The sequence below is a fragment of the Nostoc sp. genome, assembly GCF_036917755.1.
GTDB lineage: Bacteria > Cyanobacteriota > Cyanobacteriia > Cyanobacteriales > Nostocaceae > Nostoc.
Genome location: NZ_JBALFC010000014.1, coordinates 19,903 through 44,059 on the forward strand (window position 1 = coordinate 19,903; position 24,157 = coordinate 44,059).

Annotated in this window: 16 protein-coding genes; 4 read left to right on the forward strand and 12 right to left on the reverse strand. The window is 41.1% G+C overall.

What is annotated here, in order from left to right:
• Positions 1-53: 53 nt before the first annotated feature.
• The 3 genes from V7L05_RS04935 to V7L05_RS04945 all read left to right on the forward strand — a co-directional run bounded on the left by V7L05_RS04935 (position 54) and on the right by V7L05_RS04945 (position 4,737).
• Entirely contained in the window at positions 54-1,202 is a 1,149-nt protein-coding gene (locus tag V7L05_RS04935; RefSeq protein ID WP_335162334.1) for a DUF1822 family protein, read from the forward strand.
• Between the two features lie 187 nt (positions 1,203-1,389).
• Complete coding sequence (locus V7L05_RS04940; protein WP_335162336.1) at positions 1,390-3,741, forward strand: CHASE2 domain-containing protein; 2,352 nt, start codon at positions 1,390-1,392, stop codon at positions 3,739-3,741.
• A 69-nt stretch (positions 3,742-3,810) separates the two neighbouring features.
• Entirely contained in the window at positions 3,811-4,737 is a 927-nt protein-coding gene (locus V7L05_RS04945; protein ID WP_335162338.1) for a DUF928 domain-containing protein, read from the forward strand.
• Positions 4,738-5,159: 422 nt separating this feature from the next.
• Here the strand turns inward: V7L05_RS04945 and V7L05_RS04950 are convergent, their stop codons facing one another.
• The 11 genes from V7L05_RS04950 to V7L05_RS05000 form a co-directional block, all read right to left on the reverse strand.
• Entirely contained in the window at positions 5,160-7,154 is a 1,995-nt protein-coding gene (locus tag V7L05_RS04950; protein ID WP_335162340.1) for an ATP-binding protein, read from the reverse strand.
• Positions 7,155-7,269: 115 nt separating this feature from the next.
• Positions 7,270-8,466 carry a DUF4159 domain-containing protein gene (locus V7L05_RS04955; RefSeq protein WP_335162342.1) on the reverse strand — a complete coding sequence of 399 codons (1,197 nt, stop codon included), beginning with the start codon at positions 8,464-8,466 and terminating at the stop codon, positions 7,270-7,272.
• 531 nt (positions 8,467-8,997) lie between these two features.
• The gene (locus V7L05_RS04960; RefSeq protein ID WP_335162344.1) at positions 8,998-10,002 is read right to left on the reverse strand and encodes a phage tail protein; all 1,005 of its coding nucleotides are present in this window, start codon (positions 10,000-10,002) and stop codon (positions 8,998-9,000) included.
• An 11-nt stretch (positions 10,003-10,013) separates the two neighbouring features.
• The gene (locus tag V7L05_RS04965) at positions 10,014-12,224 is read right to left on the reverse strand and encodes a putative baseplate assembly protein (RefSeq protein WP_335162346.1); all 2,211 of its coding nucleotides are present in this window, start codon (positions 12,222-12,224) and stop codon (positions 10,014-10,016) included.
• A gap of 2 nt (positions 12,225-12,226) precedes the next feature.
• Positions 12,227-12,643 carry a GPW/gp25 family protein gene (locus tag V7L05_RS04970; protein ID WP_335162348.1) on the reverse strand — a complete coding sequence of 139 codons (417 nt, stop codon included), beginning with the start codon at positions 12,641-12,643 and terminating at the stop codon, positions 12,227-12,229.
• A gap of 112 nt (positions 12,644-12,755) precedes the next feature.
• Entirely contained in the window at positions 12,756-13,295 is a 540-nt protein-coding gene (locus V7L05_RS04975; protein WP_335162350.1) for a PAAR domain-containing protein, read from the reverse strand.
• An 88-nt stretch (positions 13,296-13,383) separates the two neighbouring features.
• Positions 13,384-15,150, reverse strand: a complete 1,767-nt coding sequence (locus tag V7L05_RS04980; RefSeq protein WP_335162352.1) for a VgrG-related protein — start codon at positions 15,148-15,150, stop codon at positions 13,384-13,386.
• Between the two features lie 597 nt (positions 15,151-15,747).
• Entirely contained in the window at positions 15,748-16,401 is a 654-nt protein-coding gene (locus tag V7L05_RS04985; RefSeq protein ID WP_335162354.1) for a CIS tube protein, read from the reverse strand.
• A gap of 30 nt (positions 16,402-16,431) precedes the next feature.
• Positions 16,432-20,229, reverse strand: a complete 3,798-nt coding sequence (locus V7L05_RS04990) for a hypothetical protein (protein ID WP_335162356.1) — start codon at positions 20,227-20,229, stop codon at positions 16,432-16,434.
• A gap of 149 nt (positions 20,230-20,378) precedes the next feature.
• Positions 20,379-20,897, reverse strand: a complete 519-nt coding sequence (locus V7L05_RS04995; RefSeq protein WP_335162358.1) for a phage tail protein — start codon at positions 20,895-20,897, stop codon at positions 20,379-20,381.
• A gap of 6 nt (positions 20,898-20,903) precedes the next feature.
• On the reverse strand, positions 20,904-21,143 hold the full coding sequence (locus V7L05_RS05000) for a hypothetical protein (protein WP_335162360.1): 240 nt from the start codon (positions 21,141-21,143) through the stop codon (positions 20,904-20,906).
• Positions 21,144-21,632: 489 nt separating this feature from the next.
• Between V7L05_RS05000 and V7L05_RS05005 the strand changes: the two genes are divergently transcribed.
• Entirely contained in the window at positions 21,633-23,066 is a 1,434-nt protein-coding gene (locus V7L05_RS05005) for a protein kinase domain-containing protein (protein WP_335162362.1), read from the forward strand.
• Positions 23,067-23,773: 707 nt separating this feature from the next.
• Here V7L05_RS05005 and V7L05_RS05010 read toward each other — a convergent pair.
• On the reverse strand, positions 23,774-24,157 hold a 384-nt coding region (locus V7L05_RS05010; RefSeq protein WP_335162364.1), incomplete at its 5' end, for a hypothetical protein.

Here is a 24,157-nt window from a genome sequence, read left to right on the forward strand (position 1 = left end):
GCGAAAAAATCCCTATTTCCCATTCATTTTTAATATGGAGCCATTCTAAAATTATGTTTAACGCACCTCCCCCATTCATTATTGACTCACGGCAGTTATATTTAGAAATTCCCCAATCTCCAGAGGAGCAAGAACAACCATACTCAACAGCTGGTGCTTGTCAACGTGGGTGGATAAATCAAATTTGCTTGCAAGCATTTTTGCCTTGGTTCAAACAGGAAATTGCTCCCACCGCCAGGGTTTATCCCAACAGTGCGGCATTACCGAGTTTTTGGGAAGTAGTCAATGGTACAGCTATTAATTTTGATTGCGATCGCCTTGTATTAATTCCCACCCTCGCTATAGATGACGATGAGTTGCGCGTACCGCAAGAATGGGTAGATATACCAGAGTGGGTTGCTGACTACTACATAGCAGTACAGGTCAATCCCGATGATGGCTGGATGAAGATTTTTGGCTACACAACCCATCAAATTCTGAAAACAAAAGGGGTTTATGATGCTGGCGATCGTACTTACAGCTTGGAAACTGAAGATTTAATTGCAGATATCAATGTGTTATGGGTTACACGCCAACTTAATGATCCAGAAGCCTTACGCGCCGAGATTACACCTTTAACTCCGATTGCCAAAACCCAGGCAGAAAACCTCTTAGAAAGGTTGGGTAATCCCAATGTGAAATTCCCGCGTTTGGCAGTTCCCTTTTCACTATGGGGTGCGCTCCTGGCACATAGCGGTTGGCGTAAAAAATTGTATGAACTGCGTCAGGGTTTACTCATCCAGTGGTCAATTCCGCAATGGTTGCAGACAGGAGTAGGCAATTTAGCTCAACAGTGGGGATGGGAAAAAAGAGAATTCGTCGTGTCTACAGGAATGCGGAGTGCAGAACCATTCTTAGGCTTGTCTCGGCAAATAATAGTTGCAGAGCATACATACGAGTTACGTATTTTCCCAAAAAGCGCTTCTGAGGAATATGTTTGGCGCTTTGAATTGCGAAGTGCAACTCCTAGTGGTCAAATTCCTGCTGGGTTTAAGCTTCGGCTACTAACGGAAGACTTACAAGCTTTTGAGAATAATGAAGATGCAGCAACAACTCCTGTAGATATGTTGTATTTGGAAGTAATTTTGGAACTAGGAGAGGGATTAGTTTGGGAAATAGAACCCGCACCTGAAGATTATGACCGAGAGATTTTGCGGTTTTAATCGGACTTTCTAGTAGTCTGTCAAGCTAAGTTTGAAGGGTAAAGGAACGAACCGCAAAGGAGAGGCAGCGCGGTCTTGGGGGTCTCCCCCATGAGCGACTGCCGTCGCAAAGAGCGCAAAGGAAGAAGGAAAAGAACTTTAGCAACCGAGATAATAGATACAACTCATCATCTGTGGAGAACTCACTGTGGGCAAGTTAGTCATCTTAAAGTTAGGAGAAGGAAACTTTGAACAAGGGTTTCCGGTGACGCTACAGATTGGCGATGAAAATGTCCGCCCTAGTGTGGAAATTATGGGTGCGCTTCCCCCCAACCCAGAAATTCTCCGCGATTATTATCGTTGGCAATCTATTTATCGTAATTTAAGGTTGCCATCTCGTCCTATTGGTTTACCCAAGGAACTTAAGCAAGCCGCCAGCCTAGAAGACTGCCAGCAGGTGAGTGAGGAATTTAAAATACGTTTTAATACTTGGCTTGCTGCCGATTCCTTTCGTCCTATCCGCGAGAAATGGTTGGAAAAACTCAGGCTTGCGGATAATATCCGTGTGCTTTTACAAACTAAAGACCTCCGATTACAGAAACTCCCCTGGCATCTTTGGGATTTGCTGGAACGCTATCCCCAGGCGGAAATAGCCCTGAGCGCTCCCGCCTACGAACAAGTCAACCGAACCGCAACCACATACGACAAAGTAAAAATCTTAGCGATTTTGGGTAACAGTCAAGGAATTGATACCAAAGCAGACCAGGCGCTACTTAATTTGTTACCGAATACAGACATCACTTTTTTAGTTGAACCACAATGCCAAGACCTGACTGAGCAGCTATGGGAGCAGCATTGGCAGATTCTATTTTTTGCCGGACACAGTTCTACTCAGGAAACGAATGAAATCGGAAAAATCTACATCAATCAAACTGAAAGTCTCACAATTAGCCAGTTAAAGTATGCCCTGAAAAAGGCAGTGGAACGAGGACTACAACTGGCGATTTTCAATTCCTGTGATGGCTTGGGATTGGCACGGGAGTTTGCTTCTTTGCAGATTCCCGAAATCATCGTGATGCGAGAGCCTGTACCCGATCGGGTGGCGCAGCAGTTTTTAAAGTATTTTTTGGAAGCCTTCGCGGGGGGAAACTCGTTGTATTTAGCTGTGAGGGAAGCACGAGAAAGGTTACAGGGACTAGAAAATCAATTTCCCTGCGCGACATGGTTGCCTGTGATCTGTCAAAATCCCGCAGAGATGCCGTTGAATTGGGGGGAATTATTTAGAAATACACCCAATCTTCCCACATCTTTGTCTAAAACCACGGCTGTTAAAAGAATCACAAATCGGCTTGGTTTTTCATTGCTCTTACTGACGAGCATGGTAATGACTGGAATATTAACAGGGGTAAGGTATTTGGGTGTGATGCAACCATTAGAATTAAGTGCGTTTGACCAAATGTTACGCTTGCGTCCTGCTGAGAAACCAGACTCACGCCTATTGATTGTCACTGTGACTGAAGAAGATGTGCAGGCGCAAAAACAGGAAAAACCTCAAGGTTCCTTGTCAGACAAATCACTTGCTCAACTTTTAGAAAAATTAGAGACATATCAAGCACAAGTTATTGGTTTGGATATATACCGAGATTATCCAGTGGGTAAGGATTATCCAGCATTGGCAGAACGAATGCGAAAAAGCGATCGCTTTGTGGGGGTGTGTCAACTCAGCGATTCCCAAGCCGGAAAACCAGGTGTGAAACCACCACCAGAAGTTTCTCCAAAGGGTCTAGGTTTTAGCGATATTGCCGTAGATTCAGATAATGTCGTGCGTCGCCATCTGTTAGCGTTAACTGCCTCACCCTCATCTCCTTGTACTGCCTCCTATGCCCTGAGTGTTCAACTTGCATTGCGTTACCTGTACACCAAGGGAATTCAGTTGCAATTTACCCCTGATGGCGCGTGGCAATTAGGGAAGCAGGGATTTAAACCAATAGAAGCTCATGCCGGAGGTTATCAAGGGATTGACGCTTTTGGACACCAAATTTTGTTAAATTATCGCTTCTCTGGTTCCCCAGATGCGATCGCACCACACATTACTTTGGGACAAGTGTTAACGGGTAAGCTAAATGCCAATGCAGTCAAAGGCAGGATAGTCATTATTGGCACAACAGCAGAAACTTTTGGTGATTACTGGCTAACTCCCTACACCAGTCCTCAAGGGAAATTACAGCCAATACCAGGAGTATTTTTACAAGCCGAGATGGTCAGTCAACTGCTCAGTGCTGCTTTGGACGGAAAACCTCTGTTGTGGACTTGGCCACTTTGGAGTGAAGTAATTTGGATTTGGGGCTGGTCTTTTGTAGGCGGTTTGCTTACTGCTTATCTGCACCGATTCACTTACTTAAGCTTGGCAGCAGGGATAGCTTTTACAAGTTTATACGGTAGCTGTTTTATATTTTTTATTGCATATAGTTGTTGGGTTCCCCTCATTCCTGCTATGTTGGCTTTAGGAGGTAATATTTTAATAGTTACAACTTACTTAAACATAAAATTTAAAAATTAATATTGAAAAGTATTGCTGTATAAATTTTGCATAATCCAGAATCCCAAATTGTGTAACTCCTAATTTTCTATGAAAAACTATTGCACAAAAATACAATTAATCGCTGCATTCGTCGGGATGGCTTGGTTGGGAATTATCGGCTCTTCTCCAATGATTTGGATGACACCATCTGCTGCCATTCCTGTGGCATATTCACCTGCTCCACCTCCTCCAGACAGGGGTGAACCAACCGATCGCGGAGCCGCTGCAAGTCGCGTTAGATTTTCGCCTCCACCTCCTCCAGACAGGGGTGCAGCAGGCGATCGCGGCGGTGCTGCAAGTCGTGGCTGTGGTGTTAGTAATCAGTCGATCATTGCACTTGTACCTGTATACAAACAGACACTCAAGCGAGAAGAAACAGAAGCAGTTCCTGTTACTACAGTTTGGGGCTTGACGACCGAGAAACATCCAACTTTTTGGTTTTTTGTTCCCTATAAAAAATCTACAATTCATTCCATTGAGTTTGTTCTCCAAGATGAGTCAGCTAAACTAAGTCAAACTCTTTATCTAACAAAACCAGAAGAGCCAGGAATTATTAGTATTCGCTTAAACGCAACTACTCCCCCATTGGAAGTAAACAAGATGTATCACTGGTTTTTCAAGATTCAAATCAATTGCAATCCCCAACAACCTCCAGAGCAGGAGTATGTGGAAGGATGGGTGCAACGGGTGAATCTAAATCCTAAATTAGTAGATATCTCGAAGCAAGCAACTCCTCAGCAACGGGTAAAGCTTTATGCTGAGAATGGCATTTGGTACGATGCTTTGACTACTCTGGCTGAATTGCGTCTTGCCAAACCTGAAGATCGAACTTTAGCGGTGGAGTGGATGAATTTGCTTAAATCCGTAGATTTAGAGAATTTAGCTAAACAACCACTTTTGAAGAAGAATTCAGGAGTCAGAATTCAGAAGTCAGAATTCAGGAGTCAGAATCAATACTTCGGCAGAGCTACGTAACCATCAGTCGGGGATTCCGACCGGCCACTGATTGAAGACCACCAAATCGTAGATTTGGTGGGGGTCTAAAAAGAGCAGGGCTATTTCATTCTAGACAGAAACCGCCCAGAACTGAAGTTCAGGGCTAATAGCTAAAGTCCGTTAAAACTGACTATAACCTATAACCTTTTCTTAGTCGTCTTTAGATGACTTTCGCTATTAGACTCAGAATTTATTCTGAGGCGGACTAGATGAGAATGAAATAGCCCTGCTAAAAAGAGTCTATTCATCCGCTTTTCGGTCAAAATTCATTCTGAATTCTGACTCCTGAATTCTGTTTCGATAAAATGTTCTCAAGCTAATGCAAAGCAGCACTACATATTTATCACTATCCCAAATTAAAAGTTTTCAATCCAAAATCCAAAATCTCAAATCCAAAATTGTCAAACCCACCCCTTGACCTCAGTATCCGTCAGCGTTCGCTCTAACTTGATATACTCGCTCTTTGCAGCCTGTAATATGTGCTTCATCGTCACCGCTTCATCTGCATCAGCCGCCAGAAATGCTGCATTCATGGCAATACTACGGATATTGCCCCCGGCTACATTCAGTTGTCCCAACTTCTGGTATTCTAAACCTTCTGTTGGCGCCGCTTTCGGAAAAATTCTCCGCCAAATCTCCGCCCGTTGAGTTGAATCTGGAAACGGGAACTGCACAATAAACCGGATACGCCGGAGAAAGGCCTGATCCAATGAACTCTTGAGGTTAGTTGTTAATACTGATAGCCCTCGATAAGATTCCATACGTTGCAGTAGATAACTTACCTCGACATTGGCATGGCGGTCATGAGAATCTTTGACATCAGTACGCTTGCCAAACAATGCATCCGCCTCATCAAAAAGTAATACTACGCCGCCGGACTCTGCCGCATCAAATACCCGACCCAGATTTTTTTCCGTTTCCCCAATATACTTGCTCACCACTGCACTTAAATCAATGCGGTATAAATCCAGTCGCAACTCCTGCGCCAACACCTCCGCCGCCATCGTCTTACCAGTACCGCTCACACCAGCAAACAGAGAGCTTATCCCCAGTCCCCGATTACTTTTATTACCAAATCCCCAGAGTTCGTACACCTTAGTCCGTTGCTTGACATGGGTAACAACATCTTTCAGGACTTGTATCTGAGCTTCTGGCAAGACCAAATCTTCCCAGTCCGCGATTGAATCAATCCGTTGTGCCAAATCATCCAACTTGGGACGGGCTTGAGCGCGGCAAGTATCCCAAAGCAGATACTGAAAATCTACTGTCGCTTTTGAATGCTGTGTCTGCTGCCACTCGACGCGAACTTGAGAACAAGCGGCTTGAATTACGGGTGTACTGAGATTAAATTGAGATACAAAATTCTCGACTTTAACGTTCAAAGATTGAGCATTTGTTCCTAACGCTGCCTCCCAGACACCATACTGTTCCTTTGTTGTGGGGCGGGCAATGTCAAAAATGAGCAATGGTCTTAATCGCGCTCGTTTGCGATCGCTAGTAGTAATAATTATCGGAGAACGAAGGCATTCGCTCAAATAGGCGATCGCTCCCTCCCTAGCCGTATCTGTTGCTTCTAAATCATCACAGTCAATCAACAAAACGCTGCTGGCTAATGCGACTTCTCGCTCCCAAAGTAGCTTAAACTGGTTGATGTCACTAGAAGTTGTTGGTATGCTGTGTGCCGCAATTGTATATAAATTCAGCCCTAAATACTGACAAGCCAAAGCTGCGATCGGGCGTTTGCTTGCCACTTCATTACCACATAATTGCAAGATTGGCAACTTCAGGTAATCATTAATTTCCACGCACCAAGCAGCTACCATTTTCTGCATCAGCTGCAACTGAGAAGGCACTAATTCCTCCGTCACCTGCACAGGCTCTACCATTCCCAACAGGCGCTGATCGAGATGTTGTATGCCGATTAAATAATGCAGTATGCGCTCATCAATTCTGAGAGGGCTACTCATGAGTTCACTTCCGCTTCCCACCTCAATTAACCGCCACCTGCGTAGCGTTCCTGCGGGAGTGAAGGCGCTCCAATGTAGACTTTCTAACACTGTCATCGCCAAACCGAAAGTGGGATAGGTATGTTGTTTATTTCCGCAAGCAGCAGCACAAAGTACTGCAAAACTAGCATCCAGTTCCATACCTGCACATAACAGCAACAAATTCCGCTCAAAATCACTCAAGGCAAAAATGGTGCAAAGTCTTTCTAAAGCAGATGCTTCAGCAGGTGGCTTTGTAGAATCTGCACTTAAGTTCTCCCCAAGTTTAAATTCATCCTCCAGCAAATTCGGATCGGCGTGCTGCACCAAAATATCTCGAAGTTGATCGAGATATGCTATCAGATAGGCATGATTATTAATTTCCCCATTGCTTGTTGCTGCTGCGTTCATCCTTAACCTTACCTATTACAAAAAAGCGGAAATAAGGCTACTATCACCAAATCAGCGCTCATGCTTATGGTATAAGTCTTTTTACTTTTAGTTTAGTGCAACGATAATAGAGCATTTACCACTGCGCTGAAGAATCCTCCTGCTGCAAACCAATCAACTGTCGTCGTTTCCAAGCGTAGTGAAGAATATTAATTCCTAATTCTTGAGCAGTGCGAATCACAAGTCTGGGTAAACTCAATTCTCTATCCAATCCCCAAGCTGCTGCTAAGTCACCAACCACTAAAATAATTCCTCCCCCAATTGAAACTCGAATCAGGTGTTGATTGATTGTCGGCAAAGCAGCAAATAAAAAAGGTCGTGTCCTTAAAGGATGTCTTCGCGATTCTTCTAAAGGTTTCAAGGGGCTTTCTAACTTAATAGCCAAGGCTTGAGTACTTTCAATCAGTTCTGTAGCGTCAGCAGGTGCATCAACTACAAGCACTCCACCACTGTTTAAGTAATTTTTTAAGGATTCAAATTCGGGATTATTTAGAGATAATGCTTGTTTTCCCGTAAGGTATAAGAGGTCATATTCTTGGATATTTTCCTGTAAACTGACTTGACCGACTTCATCAGCCCCTTGCAAAAATGAGTACAGTGGTTCTACGGATTGCATCAAGTAAGATAAATTAAAAAAGTTGCGATCGGATTCACCATCGCTATGATTTACTTGCGCCATACGTACAATTGCTTGGGGACGTGCTTGTGCTGTACGTCGGCACGATAAATCAATATTGTTGTAACCAGGAAAGAAAACATCCGTCGGCTGGGTAATCGTACTTTTTCCTGGTTGTAGGAGTATCCGACAAAGTTCTATTTCTAAACTTTCTGGTGTAGAATTTTTTTGGTCAAATCGGTAGGTTTCTTGAACAATATTTTTCTGTTGCTCGTTTCGCAGTTCGTTGGGATCTACGTAAGTTACTATTAAGTAGACCATAATCGGGTCGGTCTTTGCGACTTCTAAATCAACGGGAAAGTCATAAGACTGAGGCACAACAATCAGATTGCCGGCTACATCAATTGCTATACCAGGCTGAATTTGCACCCATCGTCCATCACGATATTTAGCTTCTGTTTTACGGGGAGCAGGAATAACTCTGATGCCCAAACCACAGGCAATTCCTGGTTGGTTTAAGCATTGATAATGAACATTTTGCTTTCTGTGATGGTAATCGTGTGCTTTGCTCCAAAGTTTAGCATCTATGAGTAAACCATCTGTTGGTTTAAGTCGTTCAAAGGGTTGGATGGAGGGTGGTGGAAAAGGATGTGTCATACGATTTTGGATTTTGGATTTTGGATTTTATATTGGTTTTAGATCTGAATGGCACTAAGAAAAGCCCAAAGGCTTGTGTCGCCTCGTTCCCAGCCTCCAGGCTGGGAATGTATTCAAAGAGGCTCTGCCTCTCGTCAAGCTACTGGAGGCGGAGCCTCCCAGAATGGATTCCCAGCCTAGAGGCTGGGAACCAGTCAGGGTATGGGCTATATCTTTTCTTAGTGCCATTCGGTTTTAGAGCTAAAGGGCTAAAAAATTTTCAATATTGATTTTTTCTAAAATAGGACTTACGCACGAGTTACGGAATAACGAACCGCAGAGGCGCAGAGTACACGGAGAAATCAGAGTTTCAGAGATATTTTGCGTAAGTCCTATAAAAATATAATCATAAATAAATAGAAGTTTCTTGCTCCAATTTTTATTGAAGAAGAATTCAGAATTCAGGAGTCATAATCAATACTTCGGCAGAGCTACGTAACCCTGCTGTTCATTTTTCTAAAGCTTTTTTCATTAAATATAAAATGTAAAATTTTAACTTTGGGGATTTTCTATCAATAATTCATAAGTGCAATAAGCAGGTTTTTCTTGTTCTATGATTTGTCGGATTAATTCTTCATGGATACTATTAGGACGGTCTGGACGCAAACACACAACAAAGTGAAATGGTCGCCCACCTGCTAGCACTGCTGCGCCTAGTTTTGCTTCCCCAAGTATAAAACTCTGACCAAAAGGTTCTGTGATGCTAATATGTTGCTCATCTAAAGGTAAACCTGTATATAGATGCAAGTAAAGACGCAAACCTTTACGGGTTCCGCGCCAGCAATAAAGTTCTACTGCACGGCGAATTAAACGTCGCTGTTGGTTGAGATTCCAAATCGAATCTATAGGCCAACCAACCCAATGAGCCAAAAAAGGTAATAGTGCCTGTGAGGAAGTCAACGGATCTAAGTTTGCCCACATGACATGGAAACTATCGATCGCAGGTTGAAAAGCTTGTTCAAAAATCTTCATGAAGCGACCAATATAGTCTACTTCCCGATATAAAACTGGTAAAAACTCCATGTAGTTACTATAGGGACGTATGTATAAACCAAATTCTTGTTGCTGAATTTCTTCAGTGTCTGTATTTTCGTCAATGTATACAGAAACTATGCAGCGAAAGTTAAGAGTTAATTTATCTGTTCTTCCCGCAACGATCGCTTGCTGTTCTTCAAAAAATGTCGCCGGTATTTGAAAATAAAGCACAGCATCCATCTTGGAACCAGGAACTAGCTCGCTACCCTCTGTACCAATTTGACACCAACTACTAGGAAAATCGCCTTCAACTCTCAAACTCATCCGTAAGGGGCGTCTTTCCAAGTTTTGCACTTGCACAATCATCTCGCTTGGCTCTCCCGGATGCAAGAGCAAATGAGTGCCAGCCACATCCATGCTTTCTGAAATGCCAAATGTCAAATTAGAGACGGGTAAAGCTTCAGGAATTTGCATGGGAGTTAATAGAACGCGTACAGCTGGGCTAGAACGACTTTGAACCATACTATTTTCCCTTAGCTACTGATGATATCGATAACATGACTCGATCGCAAAACCGGATCAGCCCAAGAACATATCAAACCGTTTGCACCTGGGTCAATCAAAGGTTCTGATGCGGATTGTCGCCGCCAAATTCCCTGCTGCTTGCGAATCGGAAATAACAAAACTGCTCCTAAATAACGCACTCCCTGAGTTTGTTGCAGTAATGCGACAATATCTGATTGATAAACGGGTCTTCCAAAAGGCCACCCTTTACCGTCTAGTCCTCCAGTCAAGGGATTTAAATATTTATACAAAGAAACCCGAACGTTGCGGAGAATCTCCTCTCGCGCCAAGGTATTTTCATAAGCTGGTTCTAGAGAAATTTGGGTCTGAATGGAAACACCAATGTATTCCGGTTCTTGCAGTTGTACTTGTATTCCTAATAACCGTCTTTCATCTAAATATTGCCGAACTTGGTCTTGCAGTGCCAGACTGAGGCTAAGTTCTTCTGGAGATATACCTTCCCCTTGTGCGATCGCCATAGTATTTGTCTGAGGGACAATAACTAAACTAACCGTACCGGCTTGAGTTTCAGCCGTCACTGGCAAACAGCGAACGCGAGCGATCGCCCCAGCACCAGCTGCTTGCGTCAAAACTTCAAAGTCCTCAGCAGTAACGGCGCGATCGCGGGTGCGTAGTATGGACGGTGCCCTAATTACAGCTTGCTCCAAAGATTCTCCATCACTACCATTGATCGCTGCTTTATGGTTGATGACTCTGGCAACAAAAGGAACGCCAGACTTCAAAAACTGGAGTGTGCCAGCCTTAACATTACCCTGTCTACCACCTCCTATACGATAAAGAACCATTTTAATTTCTGAGCCACTTGCAGGAACCGCTCCATATTGATGTTCAAGGGTGTCAATATCAGTAACTTGAACTGATGTGTCTTCTGTTCTGAGTTGCTGTCTTGGTTGCTGTAAATGGGAGCGAACTTGCGTTTGTCGTTTAATTTGACCGGGTTCACGAATCAAGGGTCCAAACTGAACTGTACCAGTGAGTGAATCAATAGTATAGTGACGGTCTTGGGGTCCTGAGTCGGCAAAATCTCTTACCTCAACCCACCTTTGCGGCAAGCCACCGAGAGGAGTGACGATGATATATTCCTCATTTTCTCGGCGTTCTAGAACAGGTGCCGATTGTAGTTGATAAGTCTGACCTGGTTTACCATTACTAATTCCCAAGCGTTCATCTGAAATTAGTGTGCTTTGACTTGCGCGAACCGCACCACCAATCGCCTGCACCCCTAAACTAGTAATTCGTGGTGAGCGATTATAACCTGATTGATTTTCTTCTGGAGTCGTCAAGACACAGCGCAACCAGCGACCTCGGTAAGTAGTAAAGTTGGTTACAGGCCAATTTGGAGGTAAATGCAGAACTACATCTGCTCCTTGCTCAGGATTGCGACCTTGTTGAGCCATTTCATAAAAACTGAAGCCGCGAGTCAGATCATCTGCTTCGCGCAATAAAACCGATCGCCATTGTTCTCCATCCCAAGCTTCCCAGCGACGGGGTGGTTGATTGGGGTTAATCCCAGTTGGCGTAGCAGTCGGACCTGTAAAGGTGATTGCTAAGACATTACCATCTAAAGGGTCATCAGAATTAATCACTAGGTAAAAGCAGTTACCAAACTCAGGTTGCTCCTCAAATACAGATTGCTCGCTACCTTCCCAATAGCCGTCAGGTTGACGAGTCCACTGATTCATCACTCTGACTCGGAAAGATTGAGGAATTTCTTCAACAGTTTGGCTAGTTAAAAAGTGTTCTAGATAAGGTTTGCCGATGATTAAAGGAGAATCTGTGCTAAAGGTAATCGCTTCTGTGATCTCTGTACGCAAAGTTGAGACTTCTATCCCCACCGGAATTGTATAAGCTTCGGGTAGGTCGGAGGTTAAATAAAAGGTTAACTCTGTTCGTGCTGGAGCGGGAGGTTCAAGCCGAATACCGAGTAATTCTAAAAAAGCGACATAGTTTTTACGTGGTACTTGGTTGAATCTAAGCAACATTTGGTCAGTTAACCAAGCAAATAACTCAATCAGCGTAATCCCTGGATCGCTGAGGTTATGGTCTGTCCATTCTGGACAGTAACGAGGGATACGTGTAATGCATTCTTCCACTAAGTCATCAAACGAGCGATCGTCTAAGTTGGAAGTTGGCAGTTTAGGCAAAAAGTCAAATTCCACAATTACTGACCTTCGTTAAGCAAATAGAAAGGATAAATAAAGCTGTTAACGTCAAAATAGTTTTTCAGGCGATAATTAACGATGATGTCTACTTTGCCACGCACCGGGTCAGGTTCGGTCAGAACTTGATCAACAATAATGCGCGGTTCCCAAACTTCTAAAGCTTCTAAAACAGAAATACGAATTCGGATCAAGGTATCGCTATTCAAAGGTGCAAACGCCAATTCTGATAAGCGTGACCCAAAATTAGGTCGATAAACCCGCTCACCTACTCCAGTACGGAGAATGATCCAAATAGATTGTTTAACTTTTTCCTCTTCACTACTTAGCTGTATCCCACCTTGCAAATTCAAACTGAGTGGAAAATCCCAACCTGTCCCCAAATATGGTCTTGCTTGACCGTAAACTCTATCTGCCATAAAGAAATGGTATTAGGTTTATAACTTCAAAAATATCCGCAGATAAGTTTTAAACATATTCGCCAAAAGTCGATACAATTTTGAAATTATGGATTTTAGATGTTGGATTGTGTCACCCGCCGATTAAAACAGAGTTACAACCACGGGTAATTATATTAATTGGACCGAGTGCTTCCAAAATCCTGTCACCCATGCGACAAGCAGGTAAGCCGTTAATTAGCACTGTTTTGCTACCGTTAATCACAACACCAGAACCGTGGGGAGGGACGGGGAGGGGTGTCATGCAAACATGAATATCAGCACCAAGAGCGCTACTGTTAATAGTGCTATTCATCGAAGCTAGTAGTGATCCTTTGGTACTTTCTTCTATAGCTATGGCAACAGGTGCTTCTGGTGTACCTTCGGCGGCCTTTGAGGCGGCTTCAACAGTTTCGATAACTGCATCTGTAGCTGTTTTGGCTGCCTGCAATCCAGCTACCGATACCGCAGGTATACCTCGCCACGCAGGGAGATCCCCAATCAGCACATTCAAGCTTCCTGGACCTCCTGTTAAGACTGGCGGTAAAGGATGTGCCACTAAGTCGGTAATTCTTGCTGCTGGTTTACCCATGAAAATCTCCTCAACACTATTAAATAAAATGCAAAACTTCATCCTGTATCTAGCTTCCCTCTCCTTTATAAGGAGAGGGATTGAGGGTGAGGTAAGCCAGGGACATTGTATATTATTTAATTCTTATTCCTTAGTTCAGTCGTATTAATGTACCGTTAATTGTGATCGTCGCGTTAGCTGTAATATCTATGCTTGTCTGAGCATTTAATGACATACTGCCTGCTGAGTCGATGGAAATTGATTTATTTTTGTCATCCATCTTGATCGAGTGACCCCCTGTGGTGGTAATTTCTATGATTTTGTCACTATCATTCAAGTAAATTTTATGACCGTAAACAGTTTCTAGGCGAATACCGGTTTTACTTGCACTTTTATCCTTTTCGACAAACTGTAGGGTATGTCCGGTACGAGTTTTAAATGTGCGTAATCTAACTCTTTTAACATCTCCCTGTTGCTCGATCGCGTCATTCACATTTTCTGGTGATGCATCCTCACCATTCCATACTCCTCCAATTATATAAGGACGATGTATGTCGCCATGTTCAAAACCTACCAATACTTCATCCCGGATCTCTGGTAAACAATCGAAACCGCGATTGTTTCCGGCTCCTGGGGCGACAACTCGCGCCCAATTACTTGTATGCTCTTCGGTAAGGGTAGGAAACTGCACTTTCACTCGACCTAATCCTTTGGGATCTTTGTTATCAGTGACAATTCCCACTAAAAATGTCTGACCGGGATGTAAATGTAATTGGGGTGATAATGTTGTAAATAAATTACCAGCACGTAAGCCGCGGACACTAAAATCAGTTGTATAAGTTCTTTGATTGAAATTGTGGCGCACTTCTGTAATGTAATATTTACCGGTAAAGCGATCGCCCATTTTATCTAAAGTCACAATTCGTCCCGGTCGAATTTTGGGATTACCTTGAGCTTTTGCATCAGCATAGACAAATTCACCACCGAGTTCATCGCATAAAGCCTGAGCCATGATTTCTGCTTGTTTGTCGCTAAAGCTAGGTTTATCTACCACAGTCATGATCGGAGACTGACTGTTATTAAATTTGCTACTAGTACTGCTACCCGCTCCATTACCAGTCTCAGTTATTACTGTTTCTTTCTGAGCTGTTGCGGTTCTTAATTTTTTCTTAGTGTAGTCCCAGTAACGGACTTCTACAGCGCTCACTTGTTCTGCACTGGTGATCCGGGTATTAAAACTACTAAGATCAATTAGCCATGTTAATATCAGAGATTCTTCTTCTGTTTGGGGCTTGCAAAAATTTATGCGATCGTCTTGAATAAATAGTTCAAAACCAATGCGAGCCGCCCTTGAGCGCAAAAACTCCATATTAGTTTGATTTTCTTGGAATACATAATCATGGGGTTCACCGCTAGGATCTATTTTACCAAGTTTTATACCTGCTTCGGAAGCAATTTTACTAACTATATCGCTATCAGTTACATTCAAAAAAGAACGATTATAACGACCTCTGTGAAGACGATGGGAAATATCATAGCCGCGAACAACAATCGGCGCTTCTGATTTGTCATTAAAGCGAACCTCAATTGCCGTAATTTCGCCTTCAATCAAATCACCATCTAACTCCTGTTTAAAATTTTTATCTTGGGTAGTACTTGAAGTAAAACCTAACTTGATTTTTTTACCAACTTCAAACAGTTTTTCATGACGCCAAAACTTATATTCTGGACGGTCATCATTCGTGGGAAGATTGCTATTATGCACCACCAGCGTAAACATTGCTGGCAAATGAAGACTTTCTTCTATCGTAATTTGCAACAAATCTTTGATTAATTCAGGTGAAGCACTTTCCCAACTTTGTCCTCCGCTAGAAAATTGGATTGTGGGTTTGCATAAATAAAGACTTGGGTTGGACATAAACAGTAACCTAATAAGAGTGAGAAAGGTAAATAAGTCAACATGAAAAAACTTACAATATCTGGTGTGTTAGGCATAAGCTATAACGCAATACGGTTCAGTTAAGGCTAGCACTCTTTCTTTGTCAAAGTCATTTTTTTACGAACCGCAGAGGCGCAGAGAACACAGAGAGAGAAGAAAGAGAAGGAAAAAATTTATTAACTGAACTGTATTGAGCTATAACGCACCTTAAAGTAAAAATCTTGGCTCTCCTAGACTAGTTATAGAAAATTAATACTTGATATCAGGTTAAGTCCTTACATAGTAGGGGATTCAATAATCAGAAAGCATATTTTTATTAAATATGTGATTCTATTTTAGCGGAATCTTGTTATACCAAGTGTTTTAGGTGTTTTTTAGTATTAATTTATCAAACGAAGTCTAGGAGAGCCAAAATCTTTGGCGTTCAAGGCGGGATGAATTGGCGTTTTAAGCCATTGAAAACTCGTTACAAATTGAGCTAAATCATCCCATGATTCAGCAACGCCAAATCTTTTTTCTTACCTTTTACCATGAGTCTCCGTTCCTTTTATTAAGGTAATAATAATATATTAATAATTATCTACGTTTTCGCCGACGATTTGAACTACCAGAAGGCGATTGTCCTCTTCCACCACGGTTATTGTTATTTGTTGGGGAACCGGACTGCTGATTTTGCTCTCTATCTGAAGGTTGTTGTTCTCCAGAACGATTATTTTGTTGATCTACCCGCGAATCTTGCTGACGATCTTCGCCTGTAGAAGCCGATTCTTTTCCTCCAGAAACATTCTTTGGATCTACTTCTTCTAAGGAGATATCTACCATTGCCCTTACTGGTGTACCATCTGAAAGAAACATGGTTAAATTGTAAGTTAAACTTTGGATTACACAATAAAAATATTCTTGATTCCAAGTAAATCTATAAACAGGTGGACGCGTATCAGGTTCACCACTAATAGTCTCTACACCTTGCTTAATAATATCTACGTACTTCATAACTGATTCTTTAGTCTCATAAGTATCGAATATCAATTGTTTGAGTGTAAAACTATAAGGTTCAACACCAGCAAAATTAATCTTAGGTAGTAAAGTAGTCCCTCTATTACCTCGATGTTTTTGCCAATTAACAGTTCGAGAGAAACTAATTTCTGTAGGATTAAACATCAATTCAATATCATCTGCTTCACCGTTATAAGCTATGAGTTTGGCTTTTTCTAATGATTGACCTGCCATTTGACTATTTATCCTTTTATAAAAGTAATTTTACCAAGGTAAGCGACCTGAATAAACACCATAACGTTCTCGTTCAATTTCTATTCTTTGCCGCAATCTACTGTAAATTTCCCGTGCTAAGACTTCCAAATTTCCATCATTTTCTTCTTTTTTAGAACTTGGAGATGGTCTTTTTATGGTTTCAGTTATTGGTTGTTTTTTTGTATTTACATCTGCTTTATTTACTTCTCCTCCATCAGCAAAACCTCTAGGTTGAACTAAATTTTTGGTAAATACTTTTGGCGATTCTGAAGTATGTGATCTAACTTGACGAGAATCTAAATGCCCATTAGATTCCACGCCAGTACTTCCATTCAGCAATTCTTCAACATTTGACCATTCAGAAGGTGTATTAGTATTAGTAGAAGCCGAGGAATTTTTTGGTTGAAAAATCAAAGAAGGTGATGAGTAATGAAATGAATGTCCACTCACATTATTTGCTATGTTGACATTCTGATTAAGATTTGGAGAACTTAGCATTGAACGTCTCTGCTTTCCAATGTCTAATCCCAAAGACGGAGAAATCAGCGAATTAGATACCTTAGATGAAATATTATCAGAGTTTTTTGGTTGTAATGAAGTGTCTTGCAAAGAATCGACTTTAGTCGAAGACTCCACAGAAGTTGTCTGTTTTTGCTTTTTGGGATTGGATGTTTCTAAACCTGTAAGATTTGTATCGTTGGCTATACCACCACTATTGATATGCTTTAGTGTATTGAGGTTTTTCTGTGCATCCCTGGCATTGATCACAAACTCCCCAGGTGTAAGCATGGCAGCTACAGTATCGGAGGGTGCTATCTGCTGGTTGTTATTAACGTAGGTAGTTGTTACATGTCCACCAGTCGCAAAACCCTGAGGTACTGGCATATTGGGGTCAATTTTTGCTTTTGCTTCGTTGGGTGAGGAGTCTTGCTGATTTTGTGGAGGAGTAAATCTTTCTGGGTTATCTGAAATATTAATTGTTGTTGATATATCAGTGTTTGTAACAGGAGATGGTAAATCTGATATTACTTGTTTATCGTTAATCAGATTGCTGAATACATTAGGTGTAATAGCTGCTGAGGGCAAACTAGTATTTTCTACCACCTTAGAAGTACTTTTTTCTACAGTCTCAGGTGTAGTTGCTGGAAATAGTTGTGTAGTTTCTGTAAGTTCAGCAGTTTGCTGGAAAGTTTCAGGTGTAGGTGCAGACTGTATTTCTGTACTTTTTTTAACTTCATTAACGATGACATTAGAAGTTGCAGGCGATGTGGGTGGGGTTAAGATGGGGATATTTGTAAGCTGACTTGGGGTGATATTTGCATTGATGTTATTTTGTGTGATAACTGAGTCATTAACAATTTCTGAAGACTCAAAACTGGGTACAATAGAAGGTAAATCCGAATTGGTAGGGTGAGGCAACAAAGTAGGCGTATTTTCTATAAAATTACTTGCGATCGCATCCTTTTTAGTACTGTTTGATATTAAATCCGTTGCATTTACTTTAGCTCCAGTTGTTTCAATTCCACCCGAATCTAATTCTGTTACTGCTTGTAGTGGAATGCTTGAAGTTTGGGGCTTTTTTCCTTCTGATATTCTAGATGTTGGGGAGTCAGCATTGTGTTGGGGCAACTTGGATGGGATATTGTTAATTGTTAAATTCTCTGCTGCAAACGCTGTGTTTTCCAAAACATCAGTAGCGTTAACCGTTGTTGCTAACTCAGCACTGGGGAAAGTAGATGTTAACTCAGAAAATACTTGCGCTTGATCATTGCCAAGGTTGCTAAAAGGTTCCTCTTCAAAATTCGGCGATGTAGGTATTGCCCCAGTCAGCGTATTGCTGACACCATCATTATCACTTGTAGCACTAGTATTATCTGAATCTTTATGCTGTTGTAGTGCTGGTGAATTATTGTTAAATTCAGCATCAAAAGCTTGATCTGTCGTCAAGAATCTATCTTGATTAAGATTAATGCTCGGTTTATTTTTCTGAAAAACTTGGTCAACTTGATTATTGACAGGTGACTTGACTGATTCCTGATTTGGAGATTTGGCTGGAGATAAAGATTTCCGAGATTTCGGTTTTTTTGGAGTTTTAGCTTGTTCTTTAGACTGAGGTTTTTCTGGAATATTTAGTTGATTTTCACTACTTGTATTATTATTAATTATATTGGGTGAAATATCTGAGATACTACTTTCGGCTTTTGGTTGAGATGCAACGGCCGTGGGTAACTCTCCTTTGTTATAGATGCCCTCTGGGTGGCTGATCGGATGGTGGGGAGTAACGGGGGATTGTTGCCATAATGTTTCCCCAATATTAGACAGTATCGGCACTATCGGCGTTGTTGTTGTTGGCTCGCTTGTGGTATTGTTGAATGTTAAATCGTCCTTTGGTGTCAGCGCTGTATTTTCCAAAACATCAGCAGCCTTAGCCGTTGTTGCTAACTCAGCACTAGGCAAAGTAGATGTTAACTCAGAAAATACTTGCGCTTGATCATTGCCAAGGTTGCTAAAAGGTTCCTCTTCAAAATTCGGCAATGTAGGTATTGCTGTAATCGGTGTAGTGTTGACACCCTGATTATCACTTGTAATATTAGTGCCAGCCAAATCTCTATGCTGTTCTAGTAATGAAGGATTATCCTCAAATGTGTTGATTTGAGATTCAGAATCAAAAGCTTGATCTGTCGTCAATAATCTATCTTGATTAAGATTAATGCTCGGTTTATTTTTATCAAAAACTTGGTCAACTTGATTATTGACAGGTGACTTCACTGGAGATAAAGATTTCCGAGATTTCGGTTTTTTTGGAGTTTTATTTTGTTCTTTAGACTGAGGTTTTTCTGGAATATTTAGTTGATTTTCACTACTTGTATTAGGATTAATTATATTGGGTGAAATATCTGAGATCCTACTTTCGGCTTTTGGTTGAGATGCAACGGACGTAGGTAACTCTCCTTTGTTATAGATGCCCTCTGGGTGGCTGATCGGATGGTCGGGAGTAAGGTGGGATTGGAGCATTAACGTTTCCCCAACATTAGGCAGTATCGGCACTATCGGCGTAGTTGTTGTTAGCTCCTTTGTGGTATAATCGTCCTTTGGTGTCAGCGCTGTATTTTGCAAAACATCAGCAGCCTTAGCCGTTGTTGCTAACTCACCACTGGGGAAAGTAGATGTTAACTCAGAAAATACTTGCGCTTGATCATTGCCCAGGTTGCTAAAAGGTTCCTCTTGAAAATTCGGCGATGTAGGTATTGCTGTAATCGGTGTACTGTTGACACCCTCATTATCACTTGTAATATTAGTGCCAGCCAAATTTATATGCTGTTCTAGTAATGAAAGATTATCGTCAAATGTGTCGATTTGAGATTCCGAATCAAAAGCTTGAACTGTCGTCAATAATCTATCTTGATTAAGATTAATGCTTGATTTGCTTTCGTTAAAAGCTTGGTAAACTTTCTTTTCAACAGGTAATTTTACTGATTGCTTATTTTCTCTTTTTGATTTAAGTTGAGTTGGTAATTTTGATTTCTCTTGAAAATTACTTTCTATTTTATCATTTATCTTACTTGTCTTTTTACTGGTTAATATATCTGTTTCACTACCTTTTATCTCATCATTTGTATTATCTTTGCTATTTTCTTCGATAATTAAGTTTAAAGGTTCAAATGGAATTGATTGTAAATCATAGTCTTGACTTTGAGTTTCCCAATTCTCCCATCCTAAAAATGTTTCTGGAAAGAGTTTCTGTTTTTTAGATAATAAAAATTTAGAGTAATCGACTAATGGCGATCGCGTTGCTATTTGCTTCAAAAAACTATTTTCTCGATGCAGAAAGTTAGACTTATTTTTTAACATAAGTCTATGAGGATTGTCTAAAGATTCTATTGCCCTAATAGGAGGGGCTTTGGTTTTCAGAAAAGATGGAATTATTTGCATAGTTCAAGTGAGAAAATAGCCAATTACCTAGACTCAAAAAATCCCGAACTCATCCTTGTTGTGGTATTACCTCCTCCTTGTTCTTTTCCTACTTGTAAACCTTCATAAGTTAGAGTTAACTCTTCAATACCAACTGTATTTCCATCTGCTTGCAGTGTAGGTGTTTTCCATGCTATTGGAATCGCACCAATCAAAGTCCAACTCATCATTGTTTCTCCGGCTTGATTAAAAACTAAAATATTAACATTGCGTCGAGATGTTGTGCCATTTTCAATAAATACTTGATTAATCCATTGCCAAAAACCTGAGTTATCTGTAACTCCACGTTTAAGAGTTACATCTTGAAACTCTGCATGACCCAAGAAAACACGTTGCTGGTCATTCACACCACCTTCGTGGAAGACATTTTTTTTGATTTGAACACTTAATCCTGTACATTCAGTAAAGGAAGCAGCAATAGAACTATCTATCTCTACATAAAAGCGATTGCTAGTGACATAGTTTAATTCCTGGGCAACACTGCTATTACCGTTAGAACCCATATACAATTACCTCCCAATACCATAGTTATTTACTCTCTCACGCTGATAGCGCAAGTCTTCTAGTAACAACTCATACACACGTTCTGTAAGTTCGTTGATTAACAACGAGTTGTTAAGGTACTTATACGCTTCTTGAGCAGCTGTGCTAGCATCAGAAGCAACTGAAACATCGGCGTATCCGGTAGTACCACCAACGTCTCCTATAGGTATAGGCGCTAAAAAAGTTTCTTTGCCTGTTTTATCCATAAATAAAATAAAAAATCCGTCATAACATTAAGGCTAAAGGTAGTGCATCAAAATCAAAACTAGCCAAAAGTCGAACTTAGTTTCCCCAGCCTTTATTTATTAGACCTTTGATGAATTGTTTTACGAATCCGAAAAGCAGTAGCGTGCAGCTTTTCCACAGAAACGAATCCGGTATAATAAAAGCAGAAGAGACGATCACACTTTAGAAATTAGACGCTAACAGTATTCATTATAACTAGTATCCAATTACACAGTTGTTCTTGATTTCTGCAAGTGAAAAACTGTCTCTCTTCACTTGCAGAAATAAAGAGGTTGGGCGATTAGGTTGTAAACCTTCTCCATTTTGAAACCTGGAATAGTGCGGACATCTTGCCCACTACTACTCGCATCTTAGCAAGATGCTTCCACTACTTTTAAAACTATGGTTCTCAAAATAGATGTGGTTAATATGGCAAAATTTAAGATAATTCATCTTATTATTGGTTAGATATGATGCTCGTCGGTCAAATTCTCCGCCAGCGCTACAAAATTGTCAGACTCTTAGGAAGCGGTAGCTTTGGAGTTACTTATTTAGCTGAAGATTTAGATTTACCCGATCATCCTCTGTGTGTTGTAAAAAACCTCAAGCAAATGCAAAATCCAGAAGATTTGCAACTTGCCAGAGTGTTATTTGACAGAGAAGCAAAGGTTTTATATCGCTTAGGCAATGAGTGCAGTCAGATTCCTCGACTTTTCGCCCACTTTGAAGAAAACGGCGAATTTTACTTAGTACAGGAATTTATAGATGGGCACGATTTAAGTGAGAAAATTTTTCCTGGTAACAGGTTGAGTGAAGCTGAAGTGACACAGATATTACAGGAAATTTTAGAAGTTTTGACATTTATTCACGATAAAAATATCATTCACCGAGACATCAAAGCGCAAAACTTAATGCGTCGCAACACAGACGACAAGATAGTATTGATAGACTTTGGGGCTGTGAAGCAAATTAGCGGATTAGCAGTCAATTCTCAAGGGCAAGCAAACGTCTCCGTTATTGTTGGTACTTCTGGCTATATGCCCAGCGAACAATTGAATGGATATCCGAAGTTGAGTAGCGATATTTATGCAGTGGGGATGCTAGGGATTTATGCTTTAACTGGGATCAGACCTCAAGAACTGCCAAAAAACTCCGAAACTTTTGAAGTCATTTGGCGAAATCGGGCTTCGGTTAGCCCTAGACTGGCAGATGTGTTAGATAAAATGGTGTGCTATCAGTTCAATGAACGTTATCAAACAGCATCCGAGGCGTTGCAAGCGCTAACACCACCACCGCCATCACCGTTATTACCAACCGCAACACCACAAGAATTGAGACTTTACCAGAAAATTTTAATTAGTGCTGGAGTCGGGGTGGGTGTGCTAATCGGAATGGGATTGCTATTTATGAGTTTTTGGAGACAACCCACATCTGATTCAGGACAAGTCACACCTGATCGAGGACAATCTGTAGCTGATGTGCAATTGGTTTGCCCAGAAACAGATGTACCACCTTTACCAAACACATCAGGCACGCCATTAGGTAACGGCATAGCTTATGGGTTTTCAAATGTTTCACCACTGGGAGGCAAAGGGATAATTATTTATAATAATGGAAATAGATATTATGGAGATGTAGAAAATGATAAGTTAAAGGGTTGTGGAACCTTCATATATAAAAATGATAATACCTATGACCGCTATATAGGTCAGTTTGATCAGGGGAAGTTTCAAGGGGTAGGAAAATATAAATACAAAAATGGTTGTGAATATATAGGGGAATCAAAAAATAATAAGTATGATGGTCAAGGAACTTTTATATCTAAAGACGGCTCGCGTTTTAGTGGAACTTGGCAGCAGGGAAAATTGGAAGGAAGTAATAAGACTTTTAGTAGCTGCGAATAATTTTTCAGAGATATTATTTTTGAATACTTTGGCTTATCCAGTGTTTAAATAATCACACTGGTTGTAAAAAAATTAGATGAATTAGGAAAAGCATAAAAATAAAAGAAGATGAATATTATAAGTTTCTTGTGGCAACATTTTATGATATGGCTGCCACTTTTCTTGTCAACAAGAAGACCTCAGTATCAATAAGCTGGAGGATAATCGCATTAATTCCTGTTTGTTGATAAATGTTAGGCGATCGCACATCTTGCACCTAGTACAGTACGGCGTAAATAAGCCACCCATTCCAAATCAATGAAACGCTTATGCTGTATACCTGTTTGAATTTTGAATTTTGAATTTTGAATTCCGCCTTGCACCTAGCCCTGGCGATTAGAAATCGCGGCTATACAAACGAAGTCCGCCTACGCGGACTAAGGTCAAATCAAGGTTTTGCCTGTGTAGCCAAGCCACTGCGTTGGGGAGGCAGTGCGTTGGACGGGTTTCCCGGCTTGTTCGCGTAGCGTCTTTGGGAGAAGCAACTGCCTTGAAGCACCTGGCGCGCGACTTCTAGTCGCCTGGTACAAGATATAAGCGATCGCTTTGACCATCAGAAAATATATCAAACGAGAAATTCTGATTCTTTCCTAAATCCATATAATCAGGTTTTTGTCAAGACTAATTTAGATGCGCTTACCCTGTATACTAATCTGCGATAAGTTGATTTATATCTTTGGTGTGTGTTGATATTTAGAGGAGTGAGAAATGAATCGAAAGTTACTTAGAAAGCTGATATTAGTTTTATCTAAAACTTCTTTACTGACTATTACGAGTTTAGTTATTTCTCTAGAACCATCCCTAGCGCAACCTACGGCTGTTAATCGATCACCAAAAACAGCGTCAACCTTACCACCTGCAAATAATCCGATCAGCCAAACACCACCAGACAATCCAACACCAGGTCCAACACCTTCAGACAATCCAACACCAGGTCCAACACCTCCAGATAATCCAACACCAAGTCCAACACCTTCAGATAATCCAACACCAAGTCCAACACCTTCAGATAATCCAACACCAAGTCCAACACCTTCAGATAATCCAACACC